The sequence below is a fragment of the Pseudomonas sp. L7 genome (assembly GCF_046605565.1).
Lineage (GTDB): Bacteria > Pseudomonadota > Gammaproteobacteria > Pseudomonadales > Pseudomonadaceae > Aquipseudomonas > Aquipseudomonas wayambapalatensis.
In genome coordinates, this window is record NZ_CP176784.1 from 2,161,126 (window position 1) to 2,175,547 (window position 14,422).

The 14,422-nt window shown below is 63.3% G+C and carries 12 protein-coding genes; 5 read left to right on the forward strand and 7 right to left on the reverse strand.

Annotated elements, in window-relative coordinates:
• Positions 1-307: 307 nt before the first annotated feature.
• The 3 genes from ACK3BK_RS09950 (at position 308) to ACK3BK_RS09960 (ending at position 1,871) form a co-directional block, all read left to right on the forward strand.
• Positions 308-799 carry a GNAT family N-acetyltransferase gene (locus ACK3BK_RS09950; RefSeq protein WP_186722399.1) on the forward strand — a complete coding sequence of 164 codons (492 nt, stop codon included), beginning with the start codon at positions 308-310 and terminating at the stop codon, positions 797-799.
• A 42-nt stretch (positions 800-841) separates the two neighbouring features.
• A complete protein-coding gene (locus ACK3BK_RS09955; RefSeq protein WP_186708656.1) occupies positions 842-1,195 on the forward strand; it encodes an SH3 domain-containing protein in 354 nt (117 codons plus the stop codon).
• 481 nt (positions 1,196-1,676) lie between these two features.
• Positions 1,677-1,871, forward strand: coding sequence for a hypothetical protein (locus ACK3BK_RS09960; RefSeq protein ID WP_186669800.1), 195 nt, complete (start codon positions 1,677-1,679; stop codon positions 1,869-1,871).
• A gap of 126 nt (positions 1,872-1,997) precedes the next feature.
• On the opposite strand, the gene ACK3BK_RS09965 is transcribed toward ACK3BK_RS09960, so the two are convergent.
• Positions 1,998-2,897 carry a LysR substrate-binding domain-containing protein gene (locus tag ACK3BK_RS09965; RefSeq protein ID WP_411384204.1) on the reverse strand — a complete coding sequence of 300 codons (900 nt, stop codon included), beginning with the start codon at positions 2,895-2,897 and terminating at the stop codon, positions 1,998-2,000.
• Between the two features lie 100 nt (positions 2,898-2,997).
• On the opposite strand from ACK3BK_RS09965, the gene ACK3BK_RS09970 reads away from it, so the two are divergent.
• On the forward strand, positions 2,998-3,756 hold the full coding sequence (locus ACK3BK_RS09970; protein ID WP_186708658.1) for a sulfite exporter TauE/SafE family protein: 759 nt from the start codon (positions 2,998-3,000) through the stop codon (positions 3,754-3,756).
• 1 nt (position 3,757) lies between these two features.
• Here ACK3BK_RS09970 and ACK3BK_RS09975 read toward each other — a convergent pair whose 3' ends face one another.
• Together ACK3BK_RS09975 and ACK3BK_RS09980 are read right to left on the reverse strand one after the other, a co-directional pair.
• The gene (locus ACK3BK_RS09975; protein WP_186708672.1) at positions 3,758-5,176 is read right to left on the reverse strand and encodes a GGDEF domain-containing protein; all 1,419 of its coding nucleotides are present in this window, start codon (positions 5,174-5,176) and stop codon (positions 3,758-3,760) included.
• Positions 5,177-5,322: 146 nt separating this feature from the next.
• Complete coding sequence (locus ACK3BK_RS09980; protein WP_411384205.1) at positions 5,323-7,155, reverse strand: SLC13 family permease; 1,833 nt, start codon at positions 7,153-7,155, stop codon at positions 5,323-5,325.
• A gap of 162 nt (positions 7,156-7,317) precedes the next feature.
• On the opposite strand from ACK3BK_RS09980, the gene ACK3BK_RS09985 reads away from it, so the two are divergent.
• Positions 7,318-9,114, forward strand: a complete 1,797-nt coding sequence (locus ACK3BK_RS09985) for a glycoside hydrolase family 15 protein (protein ID WP_411384206.1) — start codon at positions 7,318-7,320, stop codon at positions 9,112-9,114.
• A 78-nt stretch (positions 9,115-9,192) separates the two neighbouring features.
• Here the strand turns inward: ACK3BK_RS09985 and nuoN are convergent, their stop codons facing one another.
• From nuoN to nuoK, 4 genes are read right to left on the reverse strand one after another with little or no spacing between them, the layout of a single operon-like run.
• A complete protein-coding gene (nuoN, locus tag ACK3BK_RS09990) occupies positions 9,193-10,662 on the reverse strand; it encodes an NADH-quinone oxidoreductase subunit NuoN (RefSeq protein ID WP_054892697.1) in 1,470 nt (489 codons plus the stop codon).
• A gap of 7 nt (positions 10,663-10,669) precedes the next feature.
• On the reverse strand, positions 10,670-12,202 hold the full coding sequence (gene nuoM / locus ACK3BK_RS09995; RefSeq protein WP_054892698.1) for an NADH-quinone oxidoreductase subunit M: 1,533 nt from the start codon (positions 12,200-12,202) through the stop codon (positions 10,670-10,672).
• A 58-nt stretch (positions 12,203-12,260) separates the two neighbouring features.
• Positions 12,261-14,114: an NADH-quinone oxidoreductase subunit L gene (gene nuoL / locus ACK3BK_RS10000; RefSeq protein ID WP_411384207.1), complete on the reverse strand. Its 1,854-nt coding sequence runs from the start codon at positions 14,112-14,114 to the stop codon at positions 12,261-12,263.
• Positions 14,111-14,419 carry an NADH-quinone oxidoreductase subunit NuoK gene (gene nuoK / locus ACK3BK_RS10005; protein WP_023631349.1) on the reverse strand — a complete coding sequence of 103 codons (309 nt, stop codon included), beginning with the start codon at positions 14,417-14,419 and terminating at the stop codon, positions 14,111-14,113. The genes nuoL and nuoK overlap by 4 nt, the downstream gene beginning before the upstream one ends.
• Positions 14,420-14,422 lie beyond the last annotated feature (3 nt).

Here is a 14,422-nt window from a genome sequence, read left to right on the forward strand (position 1 = left end):
TCGATCAGCTCCGCCGGCAGATTCATGGTGAACTGCACTTGCGCCTATAGAGCACGCAGAGCTGGGGCAAGCAGCTTGACCGTGCGTGTCGAGCGCCGGGTCTTGGTCGCCTTGTACTGGCCAGCCACCGTGCCCGCGGGATCTCGACGGTATCAGCGGACAGGTCTACATCCTCCCAGGCCAACAGACAAAGCGTGCCGCACAGGTAATGCTCGGTTAAGCAGGGTGTGACGTGTGATCGCGGTGCGAAGCCGAGCCGCTCCGGTTAGGATGTCGTCCTCTGTTTACCGAGACACGGACCTACCCCATGAATACGCCTGTTTTCCGCCCCGCCACGCCTTCGGATGTGGACCGCTGCTATCACATCGAAACCACTGCCTATGAAGGCGACGAAGCGGCCACGCGGGAGAAGATTGCCACGCGCATCGCCCAGTACCCGGAGGGCTTTCTGGTGCTGGAGCAGGACGGCCAGGTGGTGGGTTTCATCAACAGTGGCTGTGCTCACGAAGTGGTGATGTCCGATGAGGCGTTCAAGGAGCTGGTTGGGCACGATGCCCAGGCGCCAAACGTGGTGATCATGTCGGTGGTGGTCGATCCGGCGTTTCAGGGGCGCGGTTACGCCGGGCAACTGATGACGCGCTTCATCGAGCAGATGCGCGAACGCGGCAAGAAGACCATTCACCTGATGTGCAAGGACCAGCATGTAGGGTTGTACGAAAAGATGGGATACCAGTACGTGAAACCTTCCAGTTCCGATCACGGTGGCATGGCCTGGCATGAAATGGTCATGAGCCTCTGAGCGGTTGCCAGGATTGATTCTTCTGAAGCCAGGGAGCGGGATATGAAATACGTGGTGATCGAAAGCCATCGCAGTGAATACCCTCGACCCATCCGCTTCGCCCGAGGGACGTTGTTGCAGATCGGGCAACGTTACGAGGGTGAAGAAGACTGGCAGGACTGGTATCTGTGCAGCTGTGAGGGGCACGAGCCAGGCTGGGTGCCGGGGCAGTTGATCGAGTGCCTGGGTGTCGGCCAGGGGCGGGCACTGGAGTCGTATTCTGCCCATGAGCTGGACGTCGATCCTGGGCACGAGGTGGTGGGGCTGCGGCGCTTGAACGGCTGGCTCTGGTGTCGGCGACAGCGCAACGGTGAACTGGGGTGGTTGCCGCAGGAGAAGTTGCGACAGCTGGACTGAACGATCCATCTGATATGCTTTTTTTCCGGCAACCTGAATCTGTAACCGTATCAGCCAAGGCCTGACAATGCCCCTCAAGCCCAGCCGTACGAAGCGGTATGCGCCGGGCAAGCGCGGCTGCACCGCATCCCTGGCGGGCAGCTCTGCCGTTCAGTCCCCACTTTGTCGAGGTTCCAATGGGCAAGCTTGCGTTGTTCCTGGGTGGTTTCCTGATGCTGACGATCCTGATCGGCTTGCTGGGTACCATCCCACCGGGCTGAAATATCCCGTCCAACTTCCCCGAGCCCGTCTACCTGTGAGACGGGCCCGATGCGTTTTACCTCCTGCCACGCCGCTCATCGACTGTCTGTCGGCTTCTTCTTGATATTTATTCTCACTTGATAACCGCTCGTGTAATCTCCCGCGGCCGTTTTCGGCCCCCGAGCGTGGGGCGTCTGGAGTTTTTGGGCTTGACGGCAGCCCACCTGCCTCGGAGTCGTACATGGAAAGCAAGAAGGGCACTGCAGCGATGCTGGAGTGGCGGGAGAGGTTCGTCGGCACCGGTATCGCCAGCGAACGGGATTACGAGCAGGCACTGGTCTGTGCCGAGCAACTCGAGCGTGCCGGGGCGATCAACGTTGGCGAGTGGATCGAATTGGTCAGGCTAGCGAATGCTGCACTATTGCGTGTGCGATAAGTCGTTAACTGGGCTCGGAATTCTGTCCACAAAAAACGTGGGTAGGTCTGTGGATAAAACGCTACAAGCCAGTAACGAAGCGGCCTTTGTTAAATTGAGCAGAATTTGTACAGTGCTGTCTTGGGGTCAGGGACGCGCGCGTCGTAGCGCCTGCAGCAGTTCACGTACCCGAGCCGGTTGTTCGCCAGGCGGGTAGAGCGCATGCATCTGCGGATCCTGGCCGCTGCTGGAGGTCAGGTGATACGCCGGGCATACCCGCAGCAAGCGCCCGGCCTGCACTTGCGGCTCGCCCAGCCAGTCGGCCAGACGGGCGATGCCGGCACCGGCCAGCGCGCTTTGGTACACCGCAGTGCCTGCAGACAGGCGCAGGCGCGGACGTGGTTGCAGGCTGGTGATCTGGCCGTCGCGGTAGAAATGCCAAGCCTTGAGGATGCGGGGAGCGGTGTGCAGGATCAGTGCATGGCCGCCCAACTCCTCGGGTTCCAGTGGCAAGCCGTGTTGCTGCAGGTACGCCGGGCTTGCGTACAGGTGGCGGCGGTAGTTCCACAGTGGATAGCCGATCAGTTCGCTCGACTGGGGAAAGGCACCGCGCACCACGAAATCGAACTTGCCTTGCACCGGGTCGAGGGCCTGATCGCCGAACTGCACGTCCAGGGTGACCTGGGGGTGACGTTGGGAGAATTCGGCGAGCACCGCCGGCAGTACCCTCTGGGCCAGCAGCTCGGGCACTGCGAAGCGGATCCAGCCCTGTGCCGAACCGCTCAGCGCCGCCAGCTCATCGGCCGCATCACGTTGCACCTCCAGCAAGCGCTGTGCGTGGGGCAGCAAGTGCTCACCGGCTTCGGTCAAGGTCACGGCGTTGGCACTGCGATTGAGCAGGCGGGTGCCAGCGTTGTCCTCGAGCGCCTGCACTGCGCGGGTTACGGCGCTGGGTGAGCGCCCCAGGGCGCGGGCGGCGGCAACGAAGCTGCGCTTGTGGGCGACGCTGACGAAAGCCTGTATTTCGCGCAGCATATCCAATGCCATGGCGGGTTCCTCATTGCGGTTTGTGCAATATGGCATTTCAACACAGGTGCGGCCGTTTGATTAGGCTTTGGGCACGCTTTCCCTGCCTGGAACTTCTCAAATGACGGATATCGTCCTGTTGTCCCTGTTCGCGTTCGCTGCCGGATTGATCGATGCTGCGGTCGGCGGTGGCGGGCTGATTCAGATTCCTGCGCTGTTCAATGTGCTGCCCGGTGCTCAACCGGCGGCGCTGTTGGGCACCAACAAGTTCGCGTCGGTGTGCGGCACGGCCTTCGCCGCGCGCTCGTTCATTCGCAAGGTCAGACTCGACTGGGGGCTGATCGTGCCGGCGATGGCCAGTGCCTTTGTCATGTCGTTCGCAGGGGCCGCGACCGTGTCGTTGGTGCCTCCCAGCGTGATGCGCCCGGCGGTGCTGGTGCTGATCGTGTTGATGGCGATCTACACCTTCTGCAAGAAAGATTTCGGGGCCTTGCACACGCCGACGCGAATCGGCCGCAAGGAGCAGTGCCTGGCGATACTGATCGGCGGTGCCATTGGTTTCTATGACGGTCTGTTCGGCCCTGGAACGGGCAGCTTCCTGATCTTCCTGTTCATCCGCTTTTTCGCCCTGGATTTTCTCCACGCCTCGGCGTCGGCCAAGCTGGTGAACATCGCCACCAATCTGGCCGCACTGGTGTTCTTCATTCCCTCGGGTAACGTGCTGTGGGCCATTGCATTGCCGATGGCGGTGTTCAACATCCTGGGGGCTCTGACGGGCACCTGGTTGGCGGTACGCAAAGGGGCAGGGTTCGTGCGGGGCCTGTTCCTGGTACTGCTGTGCGTGCTGATCGCCAAGCTTTCCTGGGATCTGATCGGCTGACTCAGACCACCTGGCGCTGGGCCTGCTCGACACGATTGCGGCCATGGGCCTTGGCGCGATACAGCGCCTGGTCGGCATCGGCGAGCAAGGCATCAAGGTCGGCTGTCGGCTGGCTGTCGTTGCAGCCACTGACACCGATGCTCACGGTGATCCGCAGTTGCGTCTCACCTTGCACCATCTGCAGGTCCTGCACGGCGCGGCGCAGACGCTCGGCAGTGAACGCAGCCTGTTCGGGCGCGAGCCCCGGAACGACGATGACGAATTCCTCGCCACCCAGGCGAGCGAACAGTTCGCCGTCGTGCAATTGTTCCTGCAATGCACTGGCACATTGGCGCAGGACGTGGTCGCCGACCGCGTGGCCATGGCGGTCATTGATCGCCTTGAAGTAGTCGATATCGAGCATCATCAAGGTCAGCGGCAGCGCCTGGGCATGCTGCTGCCGGCCTTCCAGCAGGGCGTTGGCCTGGCGGGTGAAGGCGCTGCGGGTCAGGGCGCCGGTCAGGTGATCGATGGTCGCCTGGTGCGCCAGGCGCGACAGCAGGGCGCGGTTGGCATTGCTGACACAGGCCACTACCAGCGGCCCGAGCACCAGCATGGCGATGCCCAGGCGAGCCGACATCAGTGCCGTGACGCCCGGCTCACTCTGCGGCACGCTGAAATGCATCAGGTTCTGGGCCACGGCAACGATGAGGGTGCTGCCTGCTGTCAGCGTCAGCAGCGAGAGCAGAAAAGGGGAATAGCTCAGGGCGCACCACAGCAGCGCAGAAATGGGGAAGGCGATTGCGCCAGGGCCGCCGAAAACGATACTGAGTACCAGCGAAGCCAGCAGCACCAGCAAGGGTGCCAGTCGCACAGGCTGTCCTCCGCTGCGCAGTAGTGCCGGTAGCGACGGCGCGGTGAGCATGATTGGCAACACGAGTACGCTGGTGGAGAACTGTTCGCTGAACCAGGCCAGCCAGGTGGTGCGCAATGACTGATCGAACCAGGGGGCGGCCATGACGCATGCGAGGCTTGCAGCCACCACGGCCCCTGCGGCACAGGCAGCGAATACGCGGAGCACGCCATGGGGTGTACGCAGTCGCCGATGGGGGCGGGGCAAGTGCGCCAGCAGACGCCAGAGGGTGACGATCGCACCGACGTTGCACAGGTTAAACCACAGGGCGGGGCGCCACTCGCTGCCACAGATCAGGTCGGCACTGACCATCGCCAGGTACATCAGGGCGATGCCCAGGATGCTGCCCTGGCGGGGGTGGCGCAGCAGCATCCCGGCCAACACGGCATTGACCGGCCAGAACAGCGACAGGGACTCGATCGGTCGGGCCAGGATACCGCCCAGCGTCAGGGCGAAGGTCAGACCGAACAGGATCAAGGGAGGCAGCAGGCGCGACTGGGCTGAAAACACCATGGGCTCGACCGACAAGCGCAAACGTAATCCAGGACGACTGCAGCTAACACCTGGGACAGATAGATCGCAGTGTGGTTCAGGAAGCGAATTGATGTCAATTGGATATTAATTTGCGCCGATCCTCCCTGATATTTCACGTTTGCTACAGGTAAACATCCTGGTCACTGCAATCCGAAGAACCAGGGCACCATCACCACGGTCACCACCATCACCAGCAGGGTGAAGGGCACACCGACCTTGACGAAATCGGCGAAGCGGTACTGGCCAGGGCCGAGCACCAGGGTGTTGACCGGTGAGGACACCGGCGTCATGAATGCTGCCGAGGCGGCCAGGGCCACGGTCATGGCGAAGGGATACGGCGACATGCCCAGTTGCTGCGCCGTGCTGATCGCAACCGGGGCCATGAGTACTGCCGTTGCCGTGTTGGAGATGAACAGCCCGATCACGGCGGTGAGGGCGAACAGGCAGGCAAGGATGGCCTGCGGGCCGGCACCGCCGAGCAGGCCGACCAGCCCGGTCACGGCCAGGTCGATACCGCCGGTCTTCTGCAGCGCCAGGGCGAAGGGCAGCATGCCGACGATCAGTACCAGGCTTTGCCAATGGATCGCGCGGTAGGCGCTGTTCATGTCGATACAGCGCCCGGCGCCCATCAACAGGCAGCCGATCAGCGCAGCGAGGACATTGGGTACCAGGCCGCTGACCATCAGCCCGACCATCACCGCCAGGCTCAGCAGGGCTTGGGGAGCACGGGTGCGGGCAGGGGCGACCTGATCGATTTCGGCTGGCAGGCTCAGCACCAGAAAGTCGCGCGGCTGGCTTTGCAACTGGCGCACGGCTTTCCAGGGGCCGATGACCAGCAGGGTGTCGCCCAGGCGCAGTTTCTCCTCCACCAGTTGTGCTTCTACGGCGCTCTGCTCGCGGCGCAGGCCGACCACATTGAGGCCGTAGCGGCTGCGAAAGGCCAGCTCCAGGATAGTCTTGCCGATCAGTTGCGAGCCGGGCGGCAGCGAGACCTCGGCCATGCCCACTTCCTGTGATTGATCGATGAAGTAGGCGGCCTTGAAGTGCAGGGGTTCCAGTTGCATGGTCTGGCACAGGCTGCGCAGGTCGTCGCGATTGGCGAACAGGTCGAGCAGCAGCACATCGCCCTGTTGCAGCAGGGTGCCGGAGTCGGCGGCGATCACCCGGGTGGTGAATTTGTGCTGGCGCTCGATGCCGACCACATTGGCGCCATGGCGGGTACGCAACTCGAGCTCGCCTAGGGTATGGCCGATCAGTGGCGAATGTGGGCGGATGCGCAGCCGCCGCTCGCGACCGCTGAGTTTGTAGTCCAGTACCAGGTCGAGCAGGGTGCGGCGGCTTTCGCTACGACCGTCCTTGCGCACTTCGCCGTTGAGCCAGTGGCGGGTCAGCAGCATGTAGCCCACACCCAGCACCAGTATGACCAGGCCGAACGGGGTGAAACTGAAGAAATTGAAGCCTTCCAGCCCGTGGCGCACCAGCTCGCTGTGCACCACCACGTTCGGTGGCGTCGCCACCAGGCTGAGCATGCCGCTGATCAGGCCGGCGAAGCTCAGCGGCATCATCAGGCGGCTCGGTGAGCACTTGAGGCGCGCGGCGATGCTGAGCACCACCGGGATGAAGATCGCCACCACCCCAGTCGAACTCATGACCGAGCCAAGCCCGGCGACCGCGACCATCAACAGCACCAGCAAGCGGGCCTCGCTGTTGCCAGCGCGCTCGCTCATCCAGTCGCCGATGCGGTAGGCGATACCGGTGCGCACCAGGCCTTCGCCGATCACGAACAATGCGGCGATGAGCACCACGTTGGGATCGCTGAAGCCGGCCAGGGCCTGTTCGACGGTGAGGATGCCGGACAGCGGCAGAAACAGGATCACCAGCAGCGCAACCACATCCATGCGGGGGCGATTGAGGATGAACAGGGTGACGACGATGGCGAGCAGGCCGAGGACCAGGAGCAGGTCTGAAGACATGGGGCAGGGTGATCCTTCACGGGTTGGGGCTGGGGAGAACAGTAGCAGGCCAGGCGGGCGACGTCGTTGATGTACTGCAGGATTCGGGCGAGGGGCGCAAAGCGTGCTCGGTTGTGGTCACAAACAACAGAGCGAACCCAAGCCTCAATCCAAGGAGCTCCAATGCCCGCGCACATCGAAGACTATGCCCTGCTTGGCAACTGCCGCAGCGCAGCCCTGGTCAGCCGCGATGGTTCGATCGACTGGTTGTGCCTGCCCCGTTTCGACGCCCCTGCGGTGTTCGCCGCGTTGCTCGGCAATGAAGAGAATGGTCGCTGGCGCCTGGCGCCCAGCGACTCGGTGGAGCAGTGCAGTCGGCAGTACCTGGGCGATACCCTGGTCCTGGAAACCACCTGGACCACTGCCAGTGGTCGTGCCCGGGTACTCGACTGCATGCCCCTGGGTGAACCAAACGCCGTGCTGCGTATCGTCGAAGGCCTCTCGGGAGAAACCCGATTCGAACTCGATCTGGTGCTGCGCTTCGACTATGGCCGCAGTGTCCCCTGGGTGGAGCGGCTCGATCCACTGACCCTCAGTGCCGTTGCCGGCCCCGACCGCCTGATCCTGCGCAGCACGGTCGGGCTGCATGCGATGGACCATCACAGCGTCTGCCGTTTTCATGTGGGCGCAGGCGAGCGCCATGTGTTCGCCTTGCGTCATCAACCCTCGCACCTGCCCGACACACCGGATTTCGACGCCGATCAGGCGCTGGCCGACACCCTGGCGCACTGGCAGGACTTCGCTGCACGCTGCCCCGACTTAGGGCCGCACAGTGCCCAGGTGCGTCGCTCGCTGTTGACCCTCAAGGCGCTCACCTATGCGCCCACCGGCGGGATCGTCGCTGCGGCCACCACTTCGTTGCCCGAGCGCATCGGGGGTGAACGCAATTGGGACTATCGCTATTGCTGGTTGCGGGACGCCACCATGACCCTGCTGGCGTTCATGAACCTGGGGTACTTCGATGAAGCGCAGGCCTGGCGCGAGTGGTTGCTGCGCTCGGTGGCCGGCAACCCGGAGCAGATGCAGATCATGTACGGCCTGGCAGGCGAGCGCGACCTAGGCGAGTTCACCTTGCCCTGGCTGGCCGGCTATGAACGCTCGAGCCCGGTGCGCATCGGCAACGCCGCCTCCGGGCAGCGCCAGCTGGATATCTATGGTGAGGTGGCCGATGCCATGGCCCAGGCGATCAAGGGCGGGCTGCCTCGTCACCCTCGCAGTGCCGCAATCGCCCGGCTGATCATGCCGTATGTGGAGCGCATCTGGCGCGAGCCCGACGAAGGTATCTGGGAGGTGCGTGGCGGTCGTCAGCAGTTCGTGCATTCGAAGGTGATGGCCTGGGTTGCGTTCGACCGCACGGCGAGGCTGGCTGAAACCACCGAGGAGGATCGCGAGCGGGGGCGGCACTATCGTCAGGTGGCCGAGCAGATTCACCGAGAGGTGTGCGAGCAAGGGCTGGATGCTGGTGGGCAGTACTTCGTGCAGGCCTATGGTTCAGACGAGCTCGACGCCAGTCTTCTGCAAATTGCCCTGACCGGTTTTCTGCCGGCGGAGGATCCGCGTTTCTTGCGGACACTGGAACAGATCGAACGTCGCCTGCTGAAAAATGGTTTGTTGCTGCGTTACGACAGCGACAGTTGCAGCGATGGCCTGACGCCGGGGGAGGGGACTTTCCTGGTGTGTTCGTTCTGGTTGGCTGATGTGTATGTGCTGTTGGGGCGCCAGGAACAGGCGCAGGCGTTGTATGACCGCCTGACCGGGCTGTGCAATGACGTGGGCTTGCTGGCCGAGCAGTACGATCCGCTCGGCCAGCGGATGCTGGGGAATTTTCCGCAGGCGTTCAGCCACATCGGCATCATCAATACCGCGTTGAACCTGCACCGAGCTCAGTGCCCGGCGTGGGACCGTGCCCGTTGTGGTTGAAGGCGCTGGCCGGTTTTGCCGGTGCCAGAAACAAGACACCCCGCCGAGGCGGGGTGTCTTGATGCAGCGCAGAACGAATCAGCCTACCAGGTGCAGGCCAGCCTGCTGAACCAGTTCCAGCAACGGCTGCGGGTAGACACCCAGCACGAAGGCCAGGATCGCAACGGCCAGCAGCATCACGCCACCGGTACGCTGTTCCCACTTCAGCGGAGCATCGTGACGACGCAGGTTCGGTTCTACCAGGTACAGGGTCACCATGACCCGCAGGTAGTAGTACACGCCGATGGCGCTACCGATCACCAGTGCACCGACCAGCCACCACAGGTGCGACTCGACGCCAGTGGCGATGATGTAGAACTTGCCGATGAAGCCTGCGGTCAGCGGGATACCGGCCAGCGACAGCATCATCACGGTCAGTACCGCGGTCAGGTACGGACGGCGCCAGAACAGGCCGCGGTACTCGTACAGCGCGTCGGCGTCACGGCCGGCGTACGGCGAGGACATCAGGGTGATCACGCCGAAGGCGCCCAGGCTGGTGATCACGTAGGTGACCAGGTACACGCCCATGGCCTCCAGTGCCAGGCCCTTGCTCGCCACCAGGGCGATGACCAGGTAACCGAAGTGGGCGATGGACGAGTAACCCAGCAGACGCTTGAGGTTGCTCTGGGTCAGCGCCAGCAGGTTACCGACCAGTATCGAGGCGACGGCGATCACCGCCAGTACGGTGCTCAGCACGCCACTGCTGGCGGCAGGGGAGAGCATGAACAGGCGCACGACCACGGCGAACACCGCAACCTTGCTGGCGGTAGCCAGGAAGGCGGCGACCGGTGCCGGAGCACCTTCGTACACGTCCGGAGTCCACAAGTGGAAAGGCACGAGCGACAGCTTGAAGGCCAGGCCCACCAGCATCATGCCCAGGCCCAGCTGTGCCAGCAGACTTGGCATGCTGGTGGCGGCCAGGGCCTTGCCCAACTGGTCGAAGGTCAGGGCGCCGGCATCGGCGTAGAGCAGGGCCATGCCGAACAGCAGGAAGGCCGAACCTGCAGCCGAAAGCACCATGTACTTGATGCCGGCTTCCAGCGAACGCTTGTTGAAGAACGCATAGGCTACCAGGCCGTAGACCGGCACCGACAGCAGCTCCAGGCCGATGAACAGGCCCGCCAGGTGGTTGGCGCTGACCAGCACCAGGCCACCGAGCGCCGACATCAGCAGCAGCAGGTAGAGTTCTTCACGGTTGCCTGGGAAGCCCTTGGAGCCTTCGCCCAGGTAGGCGTGGGCAAGGGTGACGCAGGCCAGGGTGGCCACCAGGATGATCGCCATGTACAGGCAGGCGAACTTGTCGATGGTCACCAGCGAGGTGACCGCCAGCGGTGCGACTTTCAGTGCCGGCAGGATCGACAGCAGGGCCAGGTTCAGGCCCACGGTGGACAGCAGGAAGGTCTGCGAGTGGTTGCGCTTCCAGGCGATCGCCAGCATCACCACCACCGTGGTGATGGTGGTGATCAGCATCGGCGCCAATGCGATGAAGTGTTGAGTGGTGAATTCCATAGCGCTCTTACCGGGCCGAAGCGAGTTGAGTGAAAGCGGAACCGAGCCACTGCTGCACACCGCTCATGGTGGCGGCAGAGGTGTCGAGGAACGGCTGCGGGTAGACGCCCAGCACGATCAGCAGCACCGCCAGGCCCAGCACCATGATCAGTTCGCGTCCGTCCATGCCGGCCAGCACGGTGTCGGCCTTGGCCGGACCGAAGTAGGCGCGGTGGATCATGATCAGCGAGTAGACCGAACCGAACACGAGGCCGGTGGTGGCGATCACGGTGATCCAAGGCACGTGGGCGAAGCTGCCGATCAGAATCAGGAACTCGCCGACGAAGTTGCCGGTGCCCGGAAGGCCCAGCGACGCGGCGGCGAAGAACAGGCTGATGGCTGGCAGATACGCGATGCGGTGCCACAGGCCACCCATCTGGCGCATGTCACGGGTGTGCAGACGCTCGTACAGCTGGCCGGACAGGATGAACAGCGCCGCAGCCGACAGGCCGTGGGCCAGCATCTGGATCACCGCGCCCTGCAGGGCTTGCTGGCTGCCGGAATAGATACCGATCAGCACGAAGCCCATGTGCGAGACGCTGGAGAAGGCGATCAGGCGCTTGATGTCGGTTTGTGCGAAGGCCAGGAAGGCACCGTAGAAGATACCGATCAGGCCCAGGGTCATGGCGATCGGCGCGAACTCGGCCGAGGCGTTCGGGAACAGCGGCAGGGCGAAGCGCAGCAGGCCGTAGGCCGCAGTCTTCAGCAGGATGCCGGCGAGGTCGACGGAACCTGCAGTCGGCGCCTGGGCGTGGGCGTCAGGCAGCCAGGAGTGGAACGGAACCACTGGCAGCTTGACCGCGAAGGCGATGAAGAAGCCCAGCATCAGCAGGTATTCGACACCTGGCGGCAGCTGTGCCTTGAGCAGGTCGCTGTAGTTGAAGGTGATCACCCCGGTGGCGTTGTAGTTGACCAGCACCAGGCCAAGGATCGCCACCAGCATGATCAGGCCGCTGGCCTGGGTGAAGATGAAGAACTTGGTCGCCGCGTAGATCCGGGTCTTCTTGCCGTCTGCCGAGCTGTGACCCCAGAGCGCGATGAGGAAGTACATCGGCACCAGCATCATTTCCCAGAAGAAGAAGAACAGGAACAGGTCCAGCGCCAGGAACACACCGACCACGCCGCCGAGGATCCACATCAGGTTGAGGTGGAAGAAGCCGACGTGGCGCTGGATCTCTTTCCACGAGCACAGCACCGAGAGCACACCGAGCAGGCCGGTGAGCAGAATCATCAGCAGCGACAGGCCGTCAAGGGCCAGGTGGATGCTGATGCCGAAGCGCTGGATCCACTGGACTTTGTATTCCACAGCCCAGGCAGGTTCGGCGCCCGGAGCGGGGGCGAGGGTGTAGTCACCGGTGCCCCACAGCCACAGGCCGATACCGAGCAGCAGGGACATGGTCAGCAGCGCGATCCAGCGTGGCAGGGTGGCGCCGAAGCGCTCACCCAGCCAGCACAGGAAGCCGCCGATGAAGGGGATCAGGATCAGCCAAGGCAGAATCATGACGGGTTCGTTTCCTTTCGCAGAGTCGCAAGGTTCGCGAGGTTCGCAATATTCATGGTCATACCGCGGCCACTACCACGGCGCCGAGCACGAGCACGGCACCTACGGCGATAGAGGCGGTGTACCAGCGCAGCTGACCGGTCTCGGTCTTGCTCATGGCGACGTGGCCGCCGCGAGCCATGCGAGGAATCAGGCCGATACCGCGGTCAACCGGGTCCTTGCGCAGGATGTGGCTGATCAGCAGGTAAGGTTTGACGAACAGCTTGTCGTAGATCCAGTCGAAGCCCCAGGCGGCGAACCACCAAGCCGACAGGACGCGACCGATGCTGCTGTTGGCGATCGCGGTGACCAGGCGACGTTTGCCCAGGAACAGCACTGCAGCGAGCAGGATACCGGCGATGGCGATGGCGCCCGAGGCGATCTCCAGCGAATGCTTGGCTTCGCCACCGGCGTGGCCGGCGCTTTCAGGCAGCACGCCTGCCAGCGGCGGGTGGATCCAGGCGCCGACGAAGGTCGACAGCACGATCAGCACGCCCAGCGGCAGCCAGTGGCTGATGCCGTGGCCAGCGTGGGCCTCGGTCTTCGCTTCGCCGTGGAAGGCGATGAAGATCAGGCGGAAGGTATACAGCGAGGTCATGAACGCACCGACCAGGCCTGCGTAGAGCAGGTTGGTGTTGCCGCTGGCGAAGGCTTCCCAGAGGATCTCGTCCTTGGAGTAGAAACCGACGGTCAGGATCGGCAGGGCGGCCAGGGCAGCACCACCGACCACGAAGCTGGCGTAGGCCAGTGGCAGTTTCTTCCAAAGGCCGCCCATCTTGAAGATGTTCTGCTCATGGTGGCAGGCAACGATCACCGCACCGGAGGCAAGGAACAGCAGGGCTTTGAAGAAGGCGTGGGTCATCAGGTGGAAGATCGCCGCATCCCATGCGCCAACGCCCAGGGCGAGGAACATGTAGCCGATCTGGCTCATGGTGGAGTAGGCGAGGATACGCTTGATGTCGGTCTGTACCAGTGCGGCGAAACCGGCCAGTACCAGGGTGATGCCACCCACTACGCCAACCAGGTGCAGGATGTCCGGCGCCAGGGTGAACAGGCCGTGGGTACGGGCGATCAGGTAGACGCCTGCGGTGACCATGGTCGCGGCGTGGATCAGTGCCGAAACCGGGGTCGGGCCAGCCATCGCGTCGGCCAGCCAGGTCTGCAGCGGCAGCTGGGCCGATTTACCGACCGCACCACCGAGCAGCATCAGGGTGGCCAGCACCATCCAGGTGTCGCCCGCCTGGAATTTCTGCGGTGCCAGCACCAGCAGTTCCTGGACGTTCAGCGTGCCCAGCTGGGCGAACAGGATGAACAGGCCGATGGCCATGAACACGTCACCGATACGGGTGACGATGAAGGCCTTCAGTGCCGCGTTACCGTTGTTGCGGTTGCTGTAGTAGAAACCGATCAACAGGTAGGAGCACAGGCCCACACCTTCCCAGCCGAAGTAGATGAACAGCAGGTTATCGCCCAGGATCAGGAACAGCATGCTGGCGATGAACAGGTTGGTGTACGAGAAGAAGCGCGAGTAACCGGCTTCGCCACGCATGTACCAGGAAGCGAACAGGTGGATCAGGAAGCCTACGCCGGTGACCACGCCGAGCATGGTGACCGACAGGCCGTCCAGGTACAGGGTGAAGTTCGGCGCGAAGCCGTCCACCGACATCCACTGCCACAGCAACTGGCTGTACGCACCGCCCTCAGGCGTGGCGACGTTGAACTGCCAGATCACGTAGGCGGCGGTCGCGGCCGAGAGGCCGACCGAACCGACACCGATCAGGGCGGACAGGTTCTCCGAGAACCGCCCGCGCGAGAACGACAGCAGCAGGAAGCCGATCAGGGGAAAGACGAAAGTCAGGAAGAGAAGGTTCATCCGCGCATCTCACTGGCAGCATCGATGTCGAGAGTGTGGAAGCGGCGATACAGCTGCAGCAGGATTGCCAGGCCAATGCTGGCCTCGGCGGCTGCCAGGCTGATCACCAGAATGAACATCACCTGACCGTCGGGTTGGACCCAACGGGCACCGGCGACGATGAACGCCAGGGCTGCGGCGTTCATCATGACTTCCAGGCTCATGAGTACGAAGAGGATGTTGCGGCGGACCATCAGGCCGACCAGACCTAAGCAGAACAGGATGCCGGCGACCGCCAGACCATGCTCGAGAGGGATAGCACCCATGAT

Excerpts from the sequence above, each read along its gene's own strand:
- ACK3BK_RS09950 (WP_186722399.1), top strand. The coding sequence starts at position 308 with ATGAATACGCCTGTTTTCCGCCCCGCCACGCCTTCGGATGTGGACCGC.
- ACK3BK_RS09955 (WP_186708656.1), top strand. The coding sequence starts at position 842 with ATGAAATACGTGGTGATCGAAAGCCATCGCAGTGAATACCCTCGACCC.
- ACK3BK_RS09960 (WP_186669800.1), top strand. The coding sequence starts at position 1,677 with ATGGAAAGCAAGAAGGGCACTGCAGCGATGCTGGAGTGGCGGGAGAGG.
- ACK3BK_RS09965 (WP_411384204.1), bottom strand. The coding sequence starts at position 2,897 with ATGGCATTGGATATGCTGCGCGAAATACAGGCTTTCGTCAGCGTCGCC.
- ACK3BK_RS09970 (WP_186708658.1), top strand. The coding sequence starts at position 2,998 with ATGACGGATATCGTCCTGTTGTCCCTGTTCGCGTTCGCTGCCGGATTG.
- ACK3BK_RS09980 (WP_411384205.1), bottom strand. The coding sequence starts at position 7,155 with ATGTCTTCAGACCTGCTCCTGGTCCTCGGCCTGCTCGCCATCGTCGTC.
- ACK3BK_RS09985 (WP_411384206.1), top strand. The coding sequence starts at position 7,318 with ATGCCCGCGCACATCGAAGACTATGCCCTGCTTGGCAACTGCCGCAGC.
- nuoN (WP_054892697.1), bottom strand. The coding sequence starts at position 10,662 with ATGGAATTCACCACTCAACACTTCATCGCATTGGCGCCGATGCTGATC.
- nuoM (WP_054892698.1), bottom strand. The coding sequence starts at position 12,202 with ATGATTCTGCCTTGGCTGATCCTGATCCCCTTCATCGGCGGCTTCCTG.
- nuoL (WP_411384207.1), bottom strand. The coding sequence starts at position 14,114 with ATGAACCTTCTCTTCCTGACTTTCGTCTTTCCCCTGATCGGCTTCCTG.
- nuoK (WP_023631349.1), bottom strand. The coding sequence starts at position 14,419 with ATGGGTGCTATCCCTCTCGAGCATGGTCTGGCGGTCGCCGGCATCCTG.